The sequence below is a fragment of the Chromobacterium sphagni genome (assembly GCF_001855575.1).
Classification (GTDB): Bacteria; Pseudomonadota; Gammaproteobacteria; order Burkholderiales; family Chromobacteriaceae; genus Chromobacterium; species Chromobacterium sphagni.
Genome location: NZ_MKCS01000001.1, coordinates 3,394,890 through 3,414,432 on the forward strand (window position 1 = coordinate 3,394,890; position 19,543 = coordinate 3,414,432).

Here is a 19,543-nt window from a genome sequence, read left to right on the forward strand (position 1 = left end):
TAGAGATGGCGATGAATGTGGGTTCGTCGGGCGAAGACGACCTGATGATGGAAATCAACACCACGCCGCTGATAGACGTGATGTTGGTGATGCTGATCATGCTGATCATCACGATACCGATCCAGACGCACGCGGTGAAGCTGGACATGCCGGTGAACACGCCGTCGAAGCCGTTGGAGAAGCCGGTGGTGGTGCAGATCGACATAGCGCCGGACAACGCGGTGATGTGGAACGGCGAGAGGTTGGCGGGTCGGGATCAGCTGGAGGCGAAGCTGTCGGCGGCGGGCAAGGCGGTGCCGCAGCCGGAGTTGCACATCAAGCCGAACAAGGACGCGAGTTATGCGCCGGTGGCGATGGTGTTGGCGGAGTCGCAGCGTCTGGGATTGACGAAGCTGGGCATCGTCGGGTCGGAACAGTTCGTCAAGTAAACCATAGCATGACCGTGTGGAAAGGCAGCCTCTGGCTGCCTTTCTTTTCATGATGGACAAGGGAGTGCAGAGAATGAAATTGAAGCTTATGGTGTTTGCCTTGGCTTTGGCCGGGCAGGCATGGGCGCATGATCTTTCCGGTATCGATACTCAGAATTTTAATCGCGATGTGCGTCCTCAAGACGATATTTATCTGGCAGTGAACGGCAAATGGTTGGATACGCATGAGATTCCCGCGGCGGAGTCCTGGGAAGGCGCCTTCAAGGAGCTGCGTGATCTGAGCGAAGCGCGCAGCCGCAGCCTGATAGAGGACGCTTCGGCCAAGGCAGGGACAGGAGGAAATCAACAGCGCATCGGCGCAATCTACTCCAGCTTCATGGATGAAGCCGCGGCGGAGAAGAAGGCTTTGCAGCCGATAGAGCCGGACTTGCAGGCGATTACCCTGTTGTCAGGGCGCAATGAGCTGCTGCGTTTGCTGGGCGCCTGGCAGGCGGGGAACGTTCGTCTGCCGCTGGCGTTTGAAGTTGGGATCGATGCCAAGGATGCCAAGTCTTATCTGCCGGACATGTACCAGAGCGGCTTGCTGATGCCAGACCGCGACTATTATCTGGGCAAGGATCCGCGCTTCGTCAAAGCCCGCGTGGCCTATCTCCATTATCTGCAGCAGTTGTTCAGGCAGGCGGGCTATGCGCAGCCTGAAAAGCGCGCTGGCCGGGTGCTGGCGCTGGAAACCAAGCTGGCGCAACTGCAGCGCAGCAGGGTGGAAAACCGAGATCCGCAAAAGAGCTACAACAAGATGACGGTTGCCCAGTTGGAGAAGCTGGCGCCAAAACTCGATTGGCATGGTTTCTTCAGCGCCGCCGGCGTGCCTGATCTGGCGGTGGTGAATGTCAGCCAGCCGGAGTTTGTCAGCGCCCTAGCCCAGCTGTTGCGCCAGGAGCCGCTGTTGAACTGGCAGGACTACCTTGTCGTGCACACTCTGGATGGCTATGCGCCGTATCTGAATCAGGCTATGGTGGATGCGCGTTTCGACTTTTACGGCAAGGCCCTGTCCGGCACGCTGGAACAGCGCCCACGCTGGAAACGCGGCGTGCAGCTGGTGGAGTCATCGCTGGGCGAGGCGGTGGGCGAGCAGTACGTTGCCAAGTATTTCCCGGCGGAGAACAAGCAGAAGATGCAGGAGCTGGTGGGCAACCTGATGAAGGCCTACCAGCTGAGCATCGAGGGCTTGAGCTGGATGAGTCCGGCGACCAAGCAGGCGGCTCAGGTCAAGCTGTCGAAATACATGCTTAAGATTGCCTATCCCGATCATTGGCGCGATTATTCCGGCCTGGAGTTGAAGGCGGACGATCTGGTCGGCAACGTCAAGCGCGCCAATCGCTTTGAATACCAGTGGCAGCTGTCGCACCTGGGCAAGCCGGTGGATAGGACGGAATGGGGCATGACGCCGCAGACCGTCAACGCCTATTACAACCCCAGCCAGAACGAGATTGTTTTTCCGGCCGCGATCCTGCAGCCGCCGTTCTTCAATGCCCAGGCGGATGATGCAGCCAATTATGGCGGCATCGGCGCGGTGATCGGGCATGAGATCAGCCATGGTTTTGACGATCAGGGCAGCCAGTACGATGCGGACGGCAATCTGCGCGATTGGTGGACGGCGGAGGACAAGGCCCGCTTCCATGAGTTGACCAGCAAGCTGGTGGCGCAGTACGAGGCGTATGAGCCGCTGCCGGGCAAGCACATCAACGGCAAGCTGACGCTGGGCGAGAACATTGCTGACAATGTGGGCCTGCAGATCGCTTACAAGGCATACCAGTTGTCGCTAGATGGCAAGCCGGCCCAGGCGATAGATGGCATGAGCGGCGATCAGCGCTTCTTTTATGGCTTTGCCCAGGTGTGGCGCGGCAAGACGCGGGATGAGGCCTTGTTGTCGCGTCTGGTGTCGGACCCGCACTCGCCCGAAGCATTCCGCGCGATCGGCGCGACTTCCAACAGCGACGCGTTCCAAAAGGCTTTTGACGTGAAGCCGGGGGACAAGATGTTCAAGCCGGAGGACCAACGCATCCATATCTGGTAAGTCCATTGTCCGTGTGCCCCCTCAGCCTGCGCCGTTAAGGCGCGGGCTGTTTGATATTGGACAATAATATTGCTGTAATTGGTTCGAGTGCTTACACTTCGGGCCATGCGTATATCTGTTTTGATGATTTTCAGCGTTCTGCTAGCCGCTTGCGATTCGCGGCAAGTGGAGCAGGTGGCGAAATCCGCTGAGGTGCGGCAGTTGGCGGCTCTGGGGGAGGCGCTGCTGTCCGGGGGAGGCTCGGACGTTCGGTCCGGGGAGGCGCCGGTCAAGGCGGCCTCGCTGGTCAGCGGAGGCAAGGCGGTTGGCCACCGCGATTTCCCGGCGGCCAAGCGTATTCTGCCCAAAGTGTATTCCGGGATGGAAGTCGATTTCTATTGCGGCTGCCGCTATCAGGGTAAGGCGGTGGATTGGCAGTCGTGCGGCTATCAGCCGCGAAAATCCGAAAGCCGGGCCAGCCGCATCGAGTGGGAGCATGTGGTGCCGGCCTGGGTGCTGGGCCATCAGCGCCAATGCTGGCAGCAGGGCGGGCGCAAGGCCTGCGGCGACGGCGATCCATTGTTCCGGATGGCGGAGGGCGATTTGAATAATCTGGTGCCGGCGGTGGGGGAGGTGAATGGCGACCGTGCCAACTTCGCCTACGGCGCTTGGGAAATCCATCCGCGGCCTATCTACGGCCAGTGCCGGTCTCTGGTGGATTTCAAGCTGAAGCGCTTCCAGCCGCGGGAAGAGGTGCGCGGCGCGGCGGCGCGCATCACCTTGTACATGCACCAGCGCTACGGCTTGCAGATGAGCCGGCAGGACAAGCAGCTAATGTGCGCCTGGGCCAGGCAATACCCGGTGGATGAATGGGAACGCCAGCGCAACAAGCGGATCATCCAGTGGCAGGGGGAGGGCAATTTCCTGGTGTCGCAGCCGGATGACTTGCCGCTGGTTTGTGGCTGATCGTGCAGATAAAGAAAAACGCCACGGCTTGCCGTGGCGTTTTTTCGTAACTGTCGTGTGCAGTTGGCTTAGAAGGATACCTTCATGCCGATGCCGAAGGCTTGCGGATCGTCGCCGCCAGCCAGCGATGCGTTTGGTAGACCCTGATTGTTGGAGTAGATCGGGTTGTTGGCGAAGTTCGCAGTTGCTTTGGCGTTGTTGGTAATCTTGGTGAAGTAGGCCAACAGCTGAGTGGACTTGGACAGGTTGTAGTAGCCGCCCAGAGCCCATTGCTTGGCCTTGAAGTCGTCGCCGTTCACGCCGGCACCGACATTCTTCAGCGTGCCCAGCTCGCCGTAGGACAGCTTGATCGAAGCGGGGCCAATGTCTTGGCCCAGGGCGATCAGCCAGTCATTCTGTTTAAGCTGGCCGCCGCCGACTTGGTCAAAGGTGCCCCATTCATAGTTGCCGCCGATGAAGGTGCCAAAGTCGAACTTGTAGCTGGCTGCGATGCTGTAGAAGGCAATGTTTTTGCCGGAGGAGAGAGTCGCAGTGTTGGTGTTGGCGGCTACACCTTTGTCGTACTGTTTATCCCAGGCTGTTGCCAGATTCAGGCTGCCCCAGTTGTAACCTAAGCCAAGAGAAATGCGCTTGGCATCAGTGCTGTTGCCGCTGCCATCGTTGCCACGGGCCTCATCCACACCCCAGGAGCCGCCCAGCGTGAAGCCTGCCCAGTTCGGAGAGAACCAGTGGATGGAGTTGGCCAGACGGGCTTCACCGCGGCTGTTTACTGAGTTGGCGTTGAAGTTGTCGGCGGTGGTGTTCACGAAGACGTCGGTGCCCAGCGCATTGTTGCTGCTACCGGTGAACGTCTTGTAGGCGGAGTCGTTTTGGCCGACCAGGATCTTGCCGAAGTCAGCGTTGTCGATACCGACAAAGGTGTTGCGAGTGGCGAAACTCGCAGTCTGGCCCTTGTCGTTGGTGCCGCCATTTTCGAAGTTGCGCAGGCTGCTTTCCACTTGCCAGATCGCCTTGGTGCCGCCGCCCAGGTCTTCCCAGCCCTTGAAGCCGATGCGGGAGTTATGGTCTACGACGCGAGTGCGGGATGTGTACTCATTGGTTGCGGTGCCATTGCCGGTGGCCTTGGCGGATTCAATGCCGCCGCTGAGGAAGCCGTAGACGGTGACGTCGGCGTGCGCGGCTACCGGGAGGATGAACAGAGATGCAACCAGTGCTGCCAGATTCTTCTTTTGCATGAGGAAACTCCAAGTCAAGTCTGAGGTTCTGTGATGAAGCAGTGAAGTGGCCGTGTCTGCTTAACAAATTCCGCACGTCTGCTTCACAACTTTGTCTTAGTTTAACCACAGAATATGACGGGAGTGTTTCCAAACTGGCAAAAGGAGTGGTGGAAAAACGACGCCTGTTGCAATTATGCCGAAAACTTGTTCGGGTAAACCTCGTCTATCAGTGTCCGACAATCCACCACACGCAAGTCGTTGTCCTTGGCGAAATCCATCAGGAACTGAAATATCTGCGGGTGAATCTTTTCAAGCTTCTTGTCGACGGCCACGCAACGCACGCCTTCCAGCAGCATCGGGCGAACATAGGCATGGTAGGACAGACGCTGGCTGGTATCGAAGGAGGCCAGAATGCCGGCGAGGCGTTCGGCCCAGTCGCTGGGGCGGAAAGTCCGGCCCTCGGAGGTGAGGCCCTGGATCACTATTTCATATGGATTGCAGATCATGGCGGTGGAACCAGTGTGTGTGCTTTTGGTGTAGCCTGTTTTGTTGCAGCTGCTAAGGCGTTTTTTGTCGGCCGTCGATTTTTACTTATGCGAAAGTTTCGTGATCATACCTGAAAATCATATGCGCTTGAATGGCGGCAGCGAGGCCAGCAGTTTCTTGCCGTAACTTTGCTTGGTCAGGCGGTTGTCCAGAATGGTGACCCGGCCATAGTCGCGCTCGGTGCGGATCAGCCGTCCCACCGCCTGCACCAGTTTGATCGAGGCTTCCGGCACGGTCAGCTCGATGAAGGGATTGCCGCCGCGTTTTTCTATCCAGCGCGACAGGGTTTTGCCGACCGGGTCGTCGGGCATGGCGAACGGCAGCTTGGCGATGATCACATGCACGCAGCTTTCGCCGGGCAGGTCCAGTCCTTCCGAGAAGGAATCCAGGCCGAAGATCACGCTCGACTGCTGATCCTTCAGCCGTTGGTGATGGTTGTCCAGCAGCGTGCGTTTGGGAATTTCGCCCTGGATCAGCAGGCGTTCGCGCAGCGCCGCCGGCAGCCCCGCAGCCACTTCCTGCATCTGCTTGCGCGAGGAGAACAGCACCAGGGTGCCCACCGGCTGGGAGGGATCTATCAGCTTGGGCAGCCACTCTATGATTTCGCGGGTGTGGCCGCCGGGGTCTTTCGGGCTGGCCAGCAATGGCGGCAGGTAGAGTTCGCCCTGTTCGTCGAAATTGAACGGCGAATCCAGCGCCAGGCAGCTGACCTTGGGCAGCCATTTCAGGCCGGTTTGCGACAGCAGCAGTTCGAAGTCGCCCAGAGAGCGCAGGGTGGCTGAGGTGAGCACCGCCCCGGCGGCGCGGCGCCACAGCGTGGCGGCCAGGCTGGCGGCGGCGCTGACTGGCGAGGCGGAGAACAGGTAGTCGCCCTTGCCTTCGGCGCGGCGGGTGATCCACTTGGCGATCGGCGGCGCGTTTTCCGCGGTTTCGGTATCGAACAAATCCCAAACCGCCATCAACTGTTCTGCGCGGCCGATCAGGAAGCCCAACTCGGTGGCGGTTTTGTCCAGGTCGCCGTCGCCGTTCTTGTCCTTGCGGGCGTCGGATAGCGCGTTGCCCATGTCGTCCAGCTGCTTGGACAGCGCGCGCGCGGAGCCGGCCATATTGGCGGCCGGGGTTTTGAGCCGCTCGGGCAGGATGCCATCCTCGATAAGCCAGGATGGCTCCAGATTGTCGCTGCTGGCCGCCAGCACATCTTCGCCTTCCAGCAGCCACAGCCATTCGGTCAGCGTTTCCACGCAGGCGGCGGCGGAGTCTATCGCCTGGCTAGCGAGCTCGGCCTTGCCGGTGTGCACTTCGGCGTGCACCACGACGGAACCCACCTTGTCGAGCCAACCTAGCGCCTGCACCAGCGAGTGTTCGGCGGCGAATTGGTTGATCGCCTTCTTGGCCAGGTGGTGTGCCTCGTCTATGCAGTAGAAGCTTTCTTCCGGCGCCGGCAGGATTACGCCGCCGCCCATGGACACGTCGGCCAGCATCAGGTCGTGGTTTGCCACCACCACGTCGACATTCTCCAGCGTGTCGCGGGCCAGGTAGAACGGACATTCGGCCCGGTTGGGGCAGGCGGTTTTCAGGCAGCCGTGGCGGTCGTTGGTGACGCGGGACCACAGGCCGTCTTCGATTATGGTGTCCCAGTTGTCGCGGTCGCCATCCCATTTTCGATAGTGAAACGCATCAGCCATCGTCGACAGGGCGTCCAGTTCGGCTTGTTCCGGCTTGTGATCCCACAGCGCCATCATCGGGTCGGGTTGCAGCAGGCTCTGCTGCGAGTGCTGGGCGGTGAGGCCATACAGCCGGTAAGGGCACAGGTAGCGGCCGCGGCCCTTGGCCAGCGCGAAGGTCAGCGGCAGACCGCTGTTTTCCACCACGAAGGGCAGATCGCGGTTGACCAGTTGCTCCTGCAGCGCCACCGTGGCGCTGGTGACCACCAGCTTCTTGCCGCGCGCGCGCGCCATCACGCCGCCGGCCAGCAGGTAGGCCAGGCTTTTGCCGACGCCGGTGGGGCCTTCGATCACGGCTATGCTCTCGCCGCCGCGCTCCGGCCAATCGTCGCCGTCCTTCTCCAGGCTGCGGGCCAGGGTGTTGGCGATTTCCGCCAGCATGCGGCGCTGCGAGGCGCGCGGACGGAACCCCGGCAGGTTGTCGGAGAGGGTGCGGTAATGGTCGCGAATCGCGTCTTTTTCGGCATCGGTCAGCATGGCGCGATTGTATCGCATGCGGTCAATGTGCGTCTGCATAATGACGGCGACGGCAAGATGTGGATAGGATAGGCGGCAAAACAAAAAACACATGCAGTATGGCGCGTACGGCCAGGACAGACCAATAACAGTGCGCGGCAAAAACACAGGAGAGATCATCATGAAACCCGTCAGCCGCGTACTCGTGGTCAGCGATGATGTGACATGGCAAGCCGAAGTGCTGGCCGGACTGGGAGCCGCCGCCGTGCGGCTGGAGAATCCATTTGGCCTGACGTTCATCGCGGCCGCCACCAGCGCCGAGACGATGGACCTGATCGCCCGCGACGGCGAGATGCAGGTAGTGCTGGTGGATCGCAAGCTGAAGGGGGCGGGCGCCAGCCAGGCGGCGGCGCAACTGGCCAACCGCATCAGCGCCTTCCGGCCGGAGATTTCGCTTTACGTCTTTTTGCAGGACGACGACGAGCGGGCGCTGGTGGAGGAGCTGGCCAGCCACGCGGTGGACGGCTATTTCTACCGCGACGAGGCCGACTTCAACGGCTGGTTCCGCATCCTGGCGGCGGAGCTGGAGGAAAAGTCCGCCACGCCGTTCTACGACAAGCTCAAGCAATATGTGCGGATGGCCAAGGACTCCTGGCATACGCCGGGCCATTCCGGCGGCGATTCGCTGAAGGGCAGTCCGTGGGTGGGCGATTTCCACGATTTCGTCGGCGAGCACCTGCTGCGGGCTGACTTGTCGGTGTCGGTGCCGATGCTGGATTCGCTGCTGCATCCCACCGGCGTGATCGCCGAGGCGCAGATGCTGGCGGCCAAGGCCTTCGGCGCCAGGAAAACCTATTTCGCCACCAACGGCACCTCCACGTCCAACAAGGTGATTTTCCAGACCCTGCTGGCGCCGGGCGACAAATTGCTGCTGGACCGCAACTGTCACAAATCGGTGCACCACGGCGTGATCCTGTCCGGCGCCTTGCCGGTGTACCTGGATTCGTCGATCAACCGCCAGTACGGCATCTTCGGCCCTGTGCCCAAGACCACCATCTTCGCGGCGATAGACGCCAATCCGGACGCGCGGGTGCTGATCCTCACTTCCTGCACTTACGATGGCCTGCGCTACGATCTCAAGCCCATCATCGAGGCGGCGCACGAGAAAGGCATCAAGGTGATCGTCGACGAGGCCTGGTACGGCTTCGCGCGTTTCCATCCGGCCTTCCGCCCCACCGCGCTGGAGTCCGGCGCCGACTACGTCACCCAGAGCACCCACAAGATCCTGTCCGCCTTCTCGCAGGCCAGCATGATCCACGTCAACGACCCCGGCTTCGACTCGCACCTGTTCCGCGAAAACTTCAATATGCACGCCTCCACCAGCCCGCAGTACAGCCTGATCGCCAGCCTGGACGTGGCGCGCAAGCAGGCGGTGATGGAGGGCTACCGCCTGCTGGACCGCACGCTGAAGCTGGCGCAGGAGTTGCGCGAGAAGATCAACTCCACCGGCGCCTTCCGCGTGCTGGAGCTGGCCGACCTGCTGCCGGAAGAAGTGAGGGAGGACGGCATCCAGTTGGATCCCACCAAGCTGACGGTGGACTTCACCCGCTCCGGCTTCACCGCCGACGAGCTGCAGCAGGCCCTGTTTGAGCGCTACAACGTCCAGGTGGAGAAATCCACCTTCAGCACCATCACGCTGCTGCTCACCATAGGCACCACCCGCAGCAAGCTGTCGCGGCTGTACGACGCGATGTTGCGGTTGGCGAAAGAGAACCGCCCGCCGCGCGCGCTGGGACGGATGCCGGAGATTCCGCACTTCAGCCGGCTGGCCTGCCTGCCGCGCGACGCCTTCTACGAGGCGGGCGAACGGCTGCCACTCCTGGATGACGACGGCCGGCCCAATGCGGAGCTGCACGGCCGGGTGTGCTGCGACCAGATCGTGCCGTATCCGCCCGGCATTCCGGTGCTGGTGCCGGGGCAGGTGATAGACGACACCATACTGTCTTATCTGGCGCGGCTGCAAAAGACGCAAAAAACCATAGAAATGCATGGTTTGGCCGAGGATGGCGGGGAATTCTACGTGCGGGTGTTGCGTCAAGCGGAACTGGCGGAATTGCCCGGGCGCGGATTGTTCAATTGAATGCTTGTCAGGCAGGGTGATTTCCGATAAATATAACAAATGTCGCATTTCTGTAAATCATGACCATGTCTTTGCGGGGGTGCGATGTTTGTAAAGTGACTTGAGACCAGCGTGTAGTAATGTGCCGTTGCGCATGAAACCACCATCCGGTGTTGCACGCGCAGCGGCCTCTTTTTTTCCTGATTGGAGCATCATGAAGTCCGTAAGGCATTACCTGCAGTTCAGCGACCTGACTCCCGACGAGTACCACCACCTCTTCGAGCGCAGCAAGGTCCTGAAGCGACGACAAAGCGCCGGAGAGCTGTACCGGCCGCTGGTCGGCAAGGTGATGTCCATGGTGTTCGAAAAGCATTCCACCCGCACCCGCGCGTCGTTCGAGGCCGGCATGGCCCAGTTGGGTGGCCATGCGATGTTTCTGGACACCAAGAGCTCGCAGATCGGCCGCGGCGAGCCGGTCGAGGATACCGCGCGCGTATTGTCGCGGATGAGCGACATCATCATGATCCGCACCTTCGAGCAGCGGCAGGCGGAGCGGCTGGCGGCCAATTCGCGGGTGCCGGTGATCAACGGCCTGACCAACGAATACCACCCCTGCCAGGTGCTGGCCGACATTTTCACTTTCATCGAACGCAATGGCTCGATCAAGGGCAAGACCGTGGCCTGGGTGGGCGACGGCAACAATGTCTGCCGCACCTGGCTGCAGGCCGCCGGCGTGCTGGGCTTCAAGCTGAAGGTGGCGTCGCCGCTGGGGTATGAGCTGCAGGTGTTGGACGGCCGCCATTATGGCTCGGAACGCCTGGAGCTGACCCAGGACCCGGTGCGGGCGGTGAGCGGGGCGGACCTGGTCACCACCGACGTGTTCACCAGCATGGGATATGAGGCCGAGCAGGCGGCGCGGCGCGAGGCTTTCGCCGGCTACCAGGTGACGGCGGAGCTGATGCGGCACGCCAAGCCCGACGCCCTGTTCATGCACTGCCTGCCCGCCCACCGCGGCGAGGAGGTGGCCGCCGAGGTGATAGACGGTCCGCAGAGCGTGGTATGGGACGAGGCGGAAAATCGCATGCACGTGCAGAAGGCCCTGATCGAATTTCTGCTGCTGGGACACCGCGAGGACTGAAGTCCCGCCCGGCAGCCGATCCGCAAACAATACGTAGGAAGCAACGCAATGTCTGATATCAAGAAAGTAGTACTGGCCTATTCCGGCGGTCTGGATACCTCCGTCATCCTCAAGTGGCTGCAGGACGTCTACCAATGCGAGGTGGTGACCTTCACCGCCGACATCGGCCAGGGCGAGGAGGTGGAGCCGGCGCGCCAGAAGGCGGTTTCGCTCGGCATCAAGCCGGAAAACATCTTCATCGAGGATCTGCGCGAGGAGTTCGTCCGCGATTACGTGTTCCCGATGTTCCGCGCCAACACCGTCTACGAAGGCGAGTACCTGCTGGGCACCTCCATCGCCCGGCCGCTGATCTCCAGGCGCCAGATCGAGATCGCCAACCAGGTGGGGGCCGACGCGGTGTCGCACGGCGCCACCGGCAAGGGCAACGACCAGGTGCGCTTCGAGCTGGGCTATTACGCGTTGAAGCCTGACGTCAAGGTGATCGCGCCGTGGCGCGAGTGGGACCTGCTGTCGCGCGAGAAGCTGCTGGCCTACGCCGAAACCCACGGCATCGACATCAGCAAGAAGAAGAACGGCGGCAGCCCGTACTCGATGGACGCCAATCTGCTGCACATCTCCTATGAAGGCACCTCGCTGGAAGATCCGGCGCGCGAGCCGGACGAAGACATGTGGCTGTGGAGCGTCAGCCCGGAGAACGCGCCCGACCAGGCGGAATATCTGGAGCTGGAGTACAAGCGGGGCGACATCGTCGCCGTCAACGGCGCGGCGCTGAGCCCGGCCGCGGTGCTGACCGAGCTGAACCGCCTGGGCAACAAGCACGGCATCGGCCGGCTGGACATCGTCGAGAACCGCTATGTCGGCATGAAGTCGCGCGGCTGCTACGAAACCCCGGGCGGCACCATCATGCTGAAGGCGCACCGCGCCATCGAATCCATCACGCTGGACCGCGAAGTGGCGCATCTGAAGGACGAGCTGATGCCCAAGTACGCGCAGCTGATCTACACCGGCTACTGGTGGAGCCCGGAGCGGCAGATGCTGCAGCAATTGATCGACGCCTCCCAGGCCACCGTCAACGGCTGGGTGCGGCTGAAGCTGTACAAGGGCAATGTGGTCGTGGTGGGCCGCGAATCGAAAACCGACTCCTTGTTCGACCCCAATATCGCCACCTTCGACGAGGACGGCGGCGCTTACAATCACGCCGACGCGGCCGGCTTCATTCGCCTGAACGCCTTGCGGATGCGCATCGCCGCCAATGCGCGCAACAAGCGCGGCTGATACAATCCGGTTTTATACCTTCGGCATGACGGCCTCCAGGGAGGCCGTTTTTCATTGCCGGCCTGTTTCGGGAGCTTGCGATGCGCATCGCCGCCAGCCAGTGGATACCCTGGGTATTCGTATTGTTGTGGAGCACCGGTTTCACCGGCGCCAAGCTGGGCCTGCCGTATTGCGGGCCGTTCACCTTCCTGGCCATCCGCATGGGGTTGACCCTCTTGTGCTTCGCCGGTTTGATCGCCGCGATGCGGCCGGCCTGGCCGACGCTGGCGCAGGCGCGGCGGCAGTGGGTGAGCGGGGCCTTGCTGCACGGCGGCTATCTGGGCGGCTTGTTCGCCGCCATCAAGCTGGGCGTGCCGGCCGGGCTGGCGGCGCTGATCGTCGGTTTGCAGCCTTTGCTGACGGCCTTGCTGGCCTGGCGGCTGGGCGAGCGGCGCTTCGGCGCGGCGCAGTGGCTGGGCATGTTGCTGGGCTTGCTGGGCACCACGCTGGTGGTGCTGGGCAGCAAGGAGTTGGCGCTGAGCGGCAACCCCGGCATCATTTTTGTGGTGGCGGCCCTGCTGCTGATCACTATCGGCACCTTGTACCAGAAACGGCGAGGGCAGGGCGTGCACCCGATCACCGGCACTTTCCACCAGTATTTGTCGGCGCTGGCCATCACCGGCGCGCTAGCGCTATGCTTCGAACGCGGCCAGGCGGTGGTGTGGAGCGGACAGTTCGCGTTCGCGCTGGGCTGGAGCGTGCTGATGCTGTCGGTGCTGGCCATCCTGCTGCTGTTGCGCATGCTGCGGGAGGGCGATGTCGGTAAAGTGGCCAGCTATCTGTACCTGGTGCCGGGGCTCACGGCGCTGCAGGCCTGGTGGCTGTTCGACGAGCGCTTGAGCGCCTTGGCCTGCGGGGGTATCTTGTTGGCTGCGGCAGGGGTGGCGCTGGTGCTGAGCGGCGGCCGCATCCGTCTACCAAACAGCCTGGCCCCGGCCAGCAAGGATTGAGATCGTGTCCGAAGAGCAATTTGCCAATGTATCGCTGGTGGTCTGCCTGACCGGCCTGATCATTTTCATGGGCTTCATCATCTGGGACCTGGGCAAGAAGTCCAAGGCCGGCAAGACCGGGATGATCGTGTTGTTCCTGGTGCTGGGCTTCGGCGTGTCCGGCTTCGTGTTCAAGAACATCCTGGTGGAGTTTCTGCTCAGCAAGTAGCCTGCAAAAAGCCCCGGCGCCATGCCCGGGGCTTTTGTCGTTGATGCGGTCCGCCAAGCTTTATTCGGCGAGGGTGCCCGGCGCGCCGCCCAGGTAGTCGGGCTTGCCCAGCTCCACGCCGTTGTGGCGCAAGATGGCGTAGGCGGCCGTCAGATGGAAATAGAAGTTGGGCAGCGCGAAATTGCGCAGGTAGCCCAGCCCGCTGAATCGTATCTCTTCTCCCCGCAATTTCAGGACAACCGTCCGCGCTTCGCTGCCGTCCAGCTGTTCCGGCCGGATATTCGCGATGAAGTCCAGAGTCCTGGCGATGCGCGCCTGCAACTCGTCGAAGCTGCTCTCGTCGTCGGCGTAGCTGGGCACTTCGACGCCGGCGAGCCGGGCGGCGCAGCCCTTGGCCAGGTCGCAGGCGATTTGCGTCTGGCGCAGCAGCGGAAACATGTCCGGCGCCAGCCGGGCGTTGAGAAAGACTTCCGCCGCGATGCTCTTGGCCTCGGCGTGGGCGGCGGCCTTGCGCAGAATGGCCGCCAGGCTGTGCAGCCCGCGCTCGAGCGCCGGGATGGAGACCTGGTACAGGGTAAGGGACATGCGTTGCTCCTTATGGTTTGCCGGGGCGCGATGCGGCTCCCGCTTCCGGATTATGCCATCGGCGCGGCCGGGCCGGAGCGGCTTGAGGCGGCTGCGCCCTGCGCCCGCGGCGGCCCGTTTCCATGGAAGACGCCCACATTGGTGAGGGGCATGCGCGGCAGCGGCGGCAGGGACGGGCTGATCACGATGAAAGGCACCCGTTTCTTGTTGACCGGCAAGCCGGTGTGGCAGCCGGGGCCCTGATACTCCCGGCCCGGCCCGCACCAGCCCTCGGTCCGCAGCGGATGGTCGGAAGTGAGGATGACGGAAAAGTCGTTGCCGAAGCGGGCGCGCATCCTGTCCAGCAGCAGCCCCAGCACCTGGCTGGCCTGGCCGACGCTTTTCAGATAATGGGCCTGCAGGTTTTCCTCGCTTTCCATGCTGGGGTGGGGCAGCGGCAGGTGCAGGTACAGCATGCCGCCCTCGCGCCAGAACGGCGCAGCGAAGGCCGCTGCCAGCAACTGTTGGAGCGCCTGGTCGCGCGATCCGACAGGCGGGCGGCAGTTGAGCAGCATGGAGGCGTAGGGCGGGCTGCACAGGAAGGTCCGCGCTAGCGGCGCATAGAACACGCCGGTAATCCTGCGGCAGTAGCGCAGGCCTCGGATGGCGCAGTAAGGGTGCCAGAAGCCCACGATGTCCAGGTCGGGGCGTCCGGCGTACAGCTGGTCGAAACTCAGCGAGCGGGTGGGCGAACACAGCCAGCGGGAGCCGCAGGGCACCACGTCGTCGAAGCGCTGGCCGGTGAGCATGGCCGGGATGGCGTTGACGGTGTCGGCGCCCGCGGCCGGAACGGTGGCGTCGGCCCAGCGCAGCTTTCTGTCGGCGGCGGTCTGCAACAGCGGCGCGATGAATTGCGGACCGGTCTCGTCGAACAGGATCACCAGGGTGTTGCGGCTGTTCGCGGCCTGGGCGTAGGGGCTTTGCAGCGAGAAGACCGGATAGCGGCCGGCCTGGTTGAGCGCCAGGAAAGCATAGGGGGTGACGGCGTAGAATGCCGCTCCCAATAGCACGCAGCTGGCCAGCCGCAGGCAGAGGCCCGGCGATAGCCTGGCCGCGGTCATCCAGCTAGCCGCGCAAAGCAGCGGGATGGCTGCCAGCTTGCCGAATATCGGCAAGGCGGGCAGCGCGGGCAGCAGGCTGCGGCCAGTCTTGTACAGCAGGTAGAGGGCGGTCAGCAACAGCAGGGCGCGCAGCAGCCGCTCGCCGCGCTCGCCCAGGATGGACGCCGCGGCGGCTATCAGCGCCACGGCCAAAAGCGGCGGCAGCAGATAGGCGGCGGTTGCGGCGGCGGAGTAGCCGCCATGGTATTGCGCGGAGGCATGCCATGCCGGCAGCCAGAAACCGCTCAGGCCGAGCGCGATGGCCAGGGCCTGGAGGAGAATGGCAAAGTGGCGACTCATGATGGATTTTTTTCCAGGACCAGCAACTGGCGGCCGATGCCGGGCAGCGGCAATTCGTCCAGCAGGCGGAATTTCTCCAGGAAGGCGGCGCGTTGCAGCGTCAGCAGAAATTCGGACGGATGGCGCTTGCGCTGCTGGCACAGTTTCGCCACCAGCGGATCGTTTTCGTCGATCAGTTCCACGATCAGCCACTTTTGAGTGACGTCGGCGGCAAACTGCGCGATCTTGCGATAGGGTATGGACAATGAGATCGCCAGGTGATGGGCCAACGCCAGCATCATGGCCAGCTTCGTCACCGCGGCCAGCCTGGGCGCCAGCCCGCTGAATTCGGCGCCGGCCCAGCCGCGGCCGGCATCCAGGTCGTCCAGGTCGGCCACCAGCGGATGCAGGCCGGCCTGGCCCTTGTTGGCCTGGTACAGCCTGTCTATGCAGTGGTGGTCGGCATCCAGCGCGATGACCCGTGCGCCGGACTCCAGCGCCAGTCGCGAGTATTCGCCGGTGTTGCAGCCCAGGTCGGCCACCCAGGCGGGGTTCAGCCGGTTCAGCCATTGGCCGATGAAGGCGCGCTTGGCCTGGCGCGCCGCCGGCGGATAATGCGAATTGGCGGCGGCGTAGCCGGTCCAGTCGCTGCTGGCGGGGCGTTTCTCCGGCGCGGCGAGGAACCAGTCCAGCAGCTTGTACAAGTTGGCGTGATAGCCGGCGCGGCCCGCCAGGTCTTGTTGCCGGATGGCGCCGTCGTTTTTGCCGCCGGCCAAGGCCAGCGGCCAGAAGCGGGTGAGGAAGATGCCGGCGCCCATCAGCGCGCGGAAGCGGCGCACATCCAGTCCGTTGCGATGGAGCCGGAAGCTGGCGCTGACCGGAATGTCGCGGAAGCGGGCGACGCACAGCGGAAACACGAAATGCTGCAGATACTGGCCAAAGGCCCACCAGTGGCGGCTGTCTATGCGCTGGAACGACAGGTGGTCGCAGAATATCGGGTCGCAGCCCTTGAACAGCACGTTCCAGGCCGACGCGTCCTTCAGTTCCCATCCCGCCGGCAGCAGGTTGGTCGAAATGTCCAGCGTCAGCCGCGCGGCGTCGCGCAATTGCATGGCCGACCACTCGTGCGGATAGCTGACGAAAGGCAGGCGCTCGGCGACGATGTTGGAGCTGCCGCAAAAATCGAAATCCAGCAGCATGCCTTTGCCGACCAGCTGTTGCGAGCCGGGGCCGCGCAGGTAGTGGCCGTTGTCCAGTGGCGCGTGCAGGGTTCTGACGACGGTGCGTTCCTCCAGCTCTAGATTGCCCTGGGGGTCACGCATGATCGTCGTCTTTCTTCCTGAAGACTTTTCTGAAGAGGTGTTTGAGGAAGGTGAACGGCGACTTGATGAAGACAAGCAGTCCGCCCAGCAGCGCCAGCCCGCCTTGCCAGGCGAACAGCGTGGAGCTGGGATCGACGTAGGCGAAGGCGGCGGGGCTGAAGGCAATAAGCGTCAAAAATGCAGCCAATATTCTCATCGTGATAATCCTATTGGTAATTTAAGACTTGCTGCTTGTTATTTATCCTAATCTTTTGGCGCGTTTCGAGGTGTATGCCAAAACAGAATTGTCATTAATTTGTATTTAGCCCTCAGCGCGCCAGAATCAAGCGCAGGCCCAGCGCGATGAAAATGGAGCCGGCCAGCCGGTCCAGCCATTGGCCGGCCTTGCGGCTTTTGGCCAGCCATTGGCCGACATGGCCGGAGAAGTAGCCCAGCGCGCCGAAAATCACGGCGCCCTGCAGCGTGAACAGCGTGCCGAGGATGGCGGTTTGCAGCCCGGCCGAGCCATGCGCCGGATTGACGAATTGCGGCAAAAAGGCCAGGAAGAACAGCACCACCTTGGGGTTGATGGCGTTGGCGATCAGGCCGCGGCGGAAGGTGGCGGCCAGCGAGCCTTGCGGCCCGGCGTCATTCGGGTCGGCGCGGAAGCTGGCGCCGGGGCTGCGGACGGCGCCCCAGCCGAGGTAGACCAGGTAGCCGCCGCCGGCCAGCTTGAGCGCGGTAAATGCCAGCGGAGAGGCGGCGATCAGCGCGCTGATGCCCAGCGCGGCCAGCAAGGTATGGTTGAGGCAGCCCAGCGCGCAGCCCAGGCCGAAAACCATGCCCTGGCGGCGGCCGCGCGAAATGCCCTGGCTGAGCACCATCAGATTGTCCGGGCCGGGGGAAAGCGTGATCAGCATGGCGGCGGCGAGAAAGGCGGCCAGTTGCGGCAGAGTGACTAGCATGCGATGTCCATAAGCGGTGATTGACTGCGTGGAATCACATCATGTCCGCCCGGCTTTGGCAATGGGCTGGTGACAAGCCGCCGGGGCGCTACTAGAATTCGGCTGATTATTAGCGAGGATAGTTTTATGCCGTCTTTTGATGTCGTTTCCGAAGTAGACAAAGTGGAAGTGCGCAATGCGTTGGATCAGGCCAACAAGGAAGTGGGCAACCGCTACGATTTCAAGGGCAGCGACGCCCGCATCGAATTCACCGACAAGGAAGTGACGCTGTTCGGCGACAGCGAGTTTCAGCTCGACCAGGTCAACGAGATCATGGTGGGCAAGCTGTCCAAGCGCGGCGTGGATGTGCGCAGCCTGGACTACGGCAAGCTGGAGAAGGTGTCCGGCAACAAGGTGAAGAAGGTATTGAAGATCAAGGAGGGCCTGGATTCCGACCTGGCGAAGAAGATCGTCAAGCTGCTGAAGGATTCCAAGATGAAGGTGCAGGCCAGCATCCAGGGCGAGGCGGTGCGGGTGTCCGGCGCCAAGCGCGACATCCTGCAGGAGGCGATCGCGCTGCTGCGCAAGGAAATCGCCGACGATCAGGAAAACGGCTCGCCGCTGCAGTTCAACAATTTCCGTGACTGACGCTGCGGCGGATTGAGCAATAAAAAAAGGAGACCGGCTGCGGTCTCCTTTTTTCATGGCAGCAAGATCAATATTGCGCCGCGCGCCATTGCTGCAACTGCCGCCATACCGCTTGCGCGCCGCTTTCCGCTTCGGCCGGCGCGGCCGGTAATGGCAGCCGGCATTCGCCGACGGCCAGGCCCTGGCTGCGCAGCATCGCCTTCACCGACATCGAGTACACCGAGCTGCCGGTATTGGAGAAGGCGAACGAGGCTTGCAGCGCGGCGTTGATGGCGCGCGCCCGGCGCGTGTCGCCCTGTTCGAAGGCGGCTATCATCGCGGCGAACTCCGGGCCGGTCCAATGGGTGGAGGTGCCCACCACCCCCACGGCGCCCACCGCCAGCAGCGGCAGGGTCAGCGCGTCGTCGCCGGAGTAGAGGTCAAACTGCTCGCCGGCCTCCGCCACCAGCCGCGCCGCGGCGGCGGGGTCGCCGGTGGCGTCCTTGAAGGCGACGATATTGCTGGTCTGGCGGAACAGCCGCAGCAGCACATCGTGCGAAATGCGGCGGCCGGTGCGGCCGGGCACGTCGTACAGCATCACCGGCAGGCGGGTAGCGGCCGCCAGCGCGCGGAAATGCGCTTCGATGCCGGCTTGCGGCGGGCAGTTATAGTAGGGCGATACCAGAAAGGCGCCGGCGGCGCCCAGTTCCGCCGCGCGGGCGGTGAGCGACAGCGCGTGGCGGGTGTCGTTGCTGCCGGTGCCGGCCAGCACCGGGATGGTGACGGCCTCGCTGACCGCGCGGATCAGGTCGAAGCGTTCTGCGTCGGACAGCGTCGGCGCTTCGCCGGTGGTGGCGGCCACCACCAGGCCGTCGCTGCCATTGTCCGCCAAATGGCGCGCCAGTTGCCGCGCCATGTCCAGATCGAGCCGGCCTTCGGCGTCGAACGGCGTAACCATCGCCGTCAGCACCTTGCCCCAGTGTTTTGCCATGTCAGCCCCTGTTTTGTTTTTGCGTGAAGACATTTGGCAATGATACTCCCCGGGGCCGGGGGCGCAAACCGGCAAGGCTCACCAAAGCTTGGGGTCCAGTTCCTTGATGCGCTGGGCGGTGCGTTCGATCTTGCAGCCGAGATAGACCATGTTGCGGATGCTGCCGTCCAGGTAGATCTGGTACTTGGTGTTGCAGTCGGCGTCGCGGAAGGCTATCCATTTGCGCTGCGCCTGGATCAGCAGCGTGGATGGCTTGTCCTTGACGCCGGGGTTGCCGCCCTGGCTTTCGTTGGCCTGCAGCTTTTGCAGCAGCTCGCGGTAGATCTGGTTGAGTTGCTTGTCTTTGGCATCGAACTGTTGCTGCTTGCAGTCGTTGATTTCCAGGGTGGTGTTGGCGTTCTGGCAGGGATCGTCTTCGGCGTGGACGGCGTGGCTGGCGCATAGCGCCAGCATGGCAAGGAGGCGGGGCTTCATCGCAGAACTCCGTTTGGGTGGCGGTTTGCGATTATAGTCCCGCGCGGGGAATGGAGTCTGTTCGCCGTGACTGGCGGGTGG

At 62.8% G+C, this 19,543-nt stretch carries 19 protein-coding genes; 9 read left to right on the forward strand and 10 right to left on the reverse strand.

Going from position 1 to position 19,543, the window contains the following annotated elements; all coding sequences use genetic code 11:
- Positions 1-5: 5 nt before the first annotated feature.
- From BI347_RS15370 to BI347_RS15380, 3 genes are all read left to right on the forward strand, one after another.
- Entirely contained in the window at positions 6-428 is a 423-nt protein-coding gene (locus BI347_RS15370; RefSeq protein ID WP_071113299.1) for an ExbD/TolR family protein, read from the forward strand.
- A gap of 73 nt (positions 429-501) precedes the next feature.
- Complete coding sequence (locus BI347_RS15375; RefSeq protein WP_071116441.1) at positions 502-2,505, forward strand: M13 family metallopeptidase; 2,004 nt, start codon at positions 502-504, stop codon at positions 2,503-2,505.
- Positions 2,506-2,679: 174 nt separating this feature from the next.
- Positions 2,680-3,450: an endonuclease gene (locus tag BI347_RS15380; protein ID WP_239690895.1), complete on the forward strand. Its 771-nt coding sequence runs from the start codon at positions 2,680-2,682 to the stop codon at positions 3,448-3,450.
- A gap of 68 nt (positions 3,451-3,518) precedes the next feature.
- Here the strand turns inward: BI347_RS15380 and BI347_RS15385 are convergent, their stop codons facing one another.
- The 3 genes from BI347_RS15385 to dinG form a co-directional block, all read right to left on the reverse strand.
- Entirely contained in the window at positions 3,519-4,685 is a 1,167-nt protein-coding gene (locus tag BI347_RS15385) for a porin (RefSeq protein WP_071116250.1), read from the reverse strand.
- Between the two features lie 173 nt (positions 4,686-4,858).
- Positions 4,859-5,173 carry a DUF3579 domain-containing protein gene (locus BI347_RS15390; RefSeq protein ID WP_071113297.1) on the reverse strand — a complete coding sequence of 105 codons (315 nt, stop codon included), beginning with the start codon at positions 5,171-5,173 and terminating at the stop codon, positions 4,859-4,861.
- A 117-nt stretch (positions 5,174-5,290) separates the two neighbouring features.
- Entirely contained in the window at positions 5,291-7,414 is a 2,124-nt protein-coding gene (dinG, locus tag BI347_RS15395) for an ATP-dependent DNA helicase DinG (RefSeq protein ID WP_071116251.1), read from the reverse strand.
- A gap of 160 nt (positions 7,415-7,574) precedes the next feature.
- Between dinG and BI347_RS15400 the strand changes: the two genes are divergently transcribed.
- The 5 genes from BI347_RS15400 to BI347_RS15420 all read left to right on the forward strand — a co-directional run bounded on the left by BI347_RS15400 (position 7,575) and on the right by BI347_RS15420 (position 13,122).
- Positions 7,575-9,533, forward strand: coding sequence for an aminotransferase class I/II-fold pyridoxal phosphate-dependent enzyme (locus tag BI347_RS15400; RefSeq protein WP_071113296.1), 1,959 nt, complete (start codon positions 7,575-7,577; stop codon positions 9,531-9,533).
- Between the two features lie 193 nt (positions 9,534-9,726).
- Positions 9,727-10,650 carry an ornithine carbamoyltransferase gene (gene argF, locus BI347_RS15405; protein WP_071116252.1) on the forward strand — a complete coding sequence of 308 codons (924 nt, stop codon included), beginning with the start codon at positions 9,727-9,729 and terminating at the stop codon, positions 10,648-10,650.
- A gap of 48 nt (positions 10,651-10,698) precedes the next feature.
- Positions 10,699-11,925, forward strand: a complete 1,227-nt coding sequence (locus BI347_RS15410; protein WP_071116253.1) for an argininosuccinate synthase — start codon at positions 10,699-10,701, stop codon at positions 11,923-11,925.
- Positions 11,926-12,005: 80 nt separating this feature from the next.
- Entirely contained in the window at positions 12,006-12,914 is a 909-nt protein-coding gene (locus tag BI347_RS15415) for a DMT family transporter (RefSeq protein WP_071116254.1), read from the forward strand.
- A 4-nt stretch (positions 12,915-12,918) separates the two neighbouring features.
- Positions 12,919-13,122, forward strand: a complete 204-nt coding sequence (locus BI347_RS15420; protein ID WP_071113292.1) for a DUF2788 domain-containing protein — start codon at positions 12,919-12,921, stop codon at positions 13,120-13,122.
- A gap of 60 nt (positions 13,123-13,182) precedes the next feature.
- Here the strand turns inward: BI347_RS15420 and BI347_RS15425 are convergent, their stop codons facing one another.
- The 5 genes from BI347_RS15425 to BI347_RS15445 form a co-directional block, all read right to left on the reverse strand.
- Positions 13,183-13,707 carry a DUF1993 domain-containing protein gene (locus BI347_RS15425; RefSeq protein WP_071116255.1) on the reverse strand — a complete coding sequence of 175 codons (525 nt, stop codon included), beginning with the start codon at positions 13,705-13,707 and terminating at the stop codon, positions 13,183-13,185.
- A gap of 50 nt (positions 13,708-13,757) precedes the next feature.
- Complete coding sequence (locus tag BI347_RS15430) at positions 13,758-15,146, reverse strand: alkaline phosphatase family protein (RefSeq protein ID WP_071116256.1); 1,389 nt, start codon at positions 15,144-15,146, stop codon at positions 13,758-13,760.
- A complete protein-coding gene (locus tag BI347_RS15435; protein ID WP_071116257.1) occupies positions 15,143-16,447 on the reverse strand; it encodes a class I SAM-dependent methyltransferase in 1,305 nt (434 codons plus the stop codon). The genes BI347_RS15430 and BI347_RS15435 overlap by 4 nt, the downstream gene beginning before the upstream one ends.
- The gene (locus BI347_RS15440) at positions 16,440-16,643 is read right to left on the reverse strand and encodes a hypothetical protein (protein ID WP_139167230.1); all 204 of its coding nucleotides are present in this window, start codon (positions 16,641-16,643) and stop codon (positions 16,440-16,442) included. Before BI347_RS15440 ends, BI347_RS15435 begins: the two co-directional genes overlap by 8 nt.
- 112 nt (positions 16,644-16,755) lie before the next feature.
- Positions 16,756-17,391, reverse strand: coding sequence for a LysE family translocator (locus tag BI347_RS15445; protein WP_071113287.1), 636 nt, complete (start codon positions 17,389-17,391; stop codon positions 16,756-16,758).
- A gap of 126 nt (positions 17,392-17,517) precedes the next feature.
- Here BI347_RS15445 and BI347_RS15450 point away from each other — a divergent pair, with 126 nt between their 5' ends.
- Complete coding sequence (locus BI347_RS15450) at positions 17,518-18,018, forward strand: YajQ family cyclic di-GMP-binding protein (protein ID WP_071116259.1); 501 nt, start codon at positions 17,518-17,520, stop codon at positions 18,016-18,018.
- 67 nt (positions 18,019-18,085) lie between these two features.
- Here BI347_RS15450 and dapA read toward each other — a convergent pair whose 3' ends face one another.
- Positions 18,086-18,988, reverse strand: a complete 903-nt coding sequence (gene dapA, locus BI347_RS15455; protein WP_083338916.1) for a 4-hydroxy-tetrahydrodipicolinate synthase — start codon at positions 18,986-18,988, stop codon at positions 18,086-18,088.
- Between the two features lie 78 nt (positions 18,989-19,066).
- Complete coding sequence (locus BI347_RS15460) at positions 19,067-19,462, reverse strand: lysozyme inhibitor LprI family protein (protein ID WP_083338917.1); 396 nt, start codon at positions 19,460-19,462, stop codon at positions 19,067-19,069.
- Positions 19,463-19,543: the final 81 nt, after the last annotated feature.

Coding starts and splice junctions, on each gene's coding strand:
- BI347_RS15460 (WP_083338917.1), bottom strand. CDS start 19,462: ATGAAGCCCCGCCTCCTTGCCATGCTGGCGCTATGCGCCAGCCACGCC.
- BI347_RS15390 (WP_071113297.1), bottom strand. CDS start 5,173: ATGATCTGCAATCCATATGAAATAGTGATCCAGGGCCTCACCTCCGAG.
- BI347_RS15440 (WP_139167230.1), bottom strand. CDS start 16,643: ATGAGAATATTGGCTGCATTTTTGACGCTTATTGCCTTCAGCCCCGCC.
- BI347_RS15430 (WP_071116256.1), bottom strand. CDS start 15,146: ATGAGTCGCCACTTTGCCATTCTCCTCCAGGCCCTGGCCATCGCGCTC.
- BI347_RS15425 (WP_071116255.1), bottom strand. CDS start 13,707: ATGTCCCTTACCCTGTACCAGGTCTCCATCCCGGCGCTCGAGCGCGGG.
- BI347_RS15445 (WP_071113287.1), bottom strand. CDS start 17,391: ATGCTAGTCACTCTGCCGCAACTGGCCGCCTTTCTCGCCGCCGCCATG.
- dapA (WP_083338916.1), bottom strand. CDS start 18,988: ATGGCAAAACACTGGGGCAAGGTGCTGACGGCGATGGTTACGCCGTTC.
- BI347_RS15435 (WP_071116257.1), bottom strand. CDS start 16,447: ATGCGTGACCCCCAGGGCAATCTAGAGCTGGAGGAACGCACCGTCGTC.
- BI347_RS15450 (WP_071116259.1), top strand. CDS start 17,518: ATGCCGTCTTTTGATGTCGTTTCCGAAGTAGACAAAGTGGAAGTGCGC.
- BI347_RS15385 (WP_071116250.1), bottom strand. CDS start 4,685: ATGCAAAAGAAGAATCTGGCAGCACTGGTTGCATCTCTGTTCATCCTC.
- BI347_RS15400 (WP_071113296.1), top strand. CDS start 7,575: ATGAAACCCGTCAGCCGCGTACTCGTGGTCAGCGATGATGTGACATGG.
- BI347_RS15370 (WP_071113299.1), top strand. CDS start 6: ATGGCGATGAATGTGGGTTCGTCGGGCGAAGACGACCTGATGATGGAA.
- BI347_RS15375 (WP_071116441.1), top strand. CDS start 502: ATGAAATTGAAGCTTATGGTGTTTGCCTTGGCTTTGGCCGGGCAGGCA.
- dinG (WP_071116251.1), bottom strand. CDS start 7,414: ATGCTGACCGATGCCGAAAAAGACGCGATTCGCGACCATTACCGCACC.
- BI347_RS15415 (WP_071116254.1), top strand. CDS start 12,006: ATGCGCATCGCCGCCAGCCAGTGGATACCCTGGGTATTCGTATTGTTG.
- argF (WP_071116252.1), top strand. CDS start 9,727: ATGAAGTCCGTAAGGCATTACCTGCAGTTCAGCGACCTGACTCCCGAC.
- BI347_RS15410 (WP_071116253.1), top strand. CDS start 10,699: ATGTCTGATATCAAGAAAGTAGTACTGGCCTATTCCGGCGGTCTGGAT.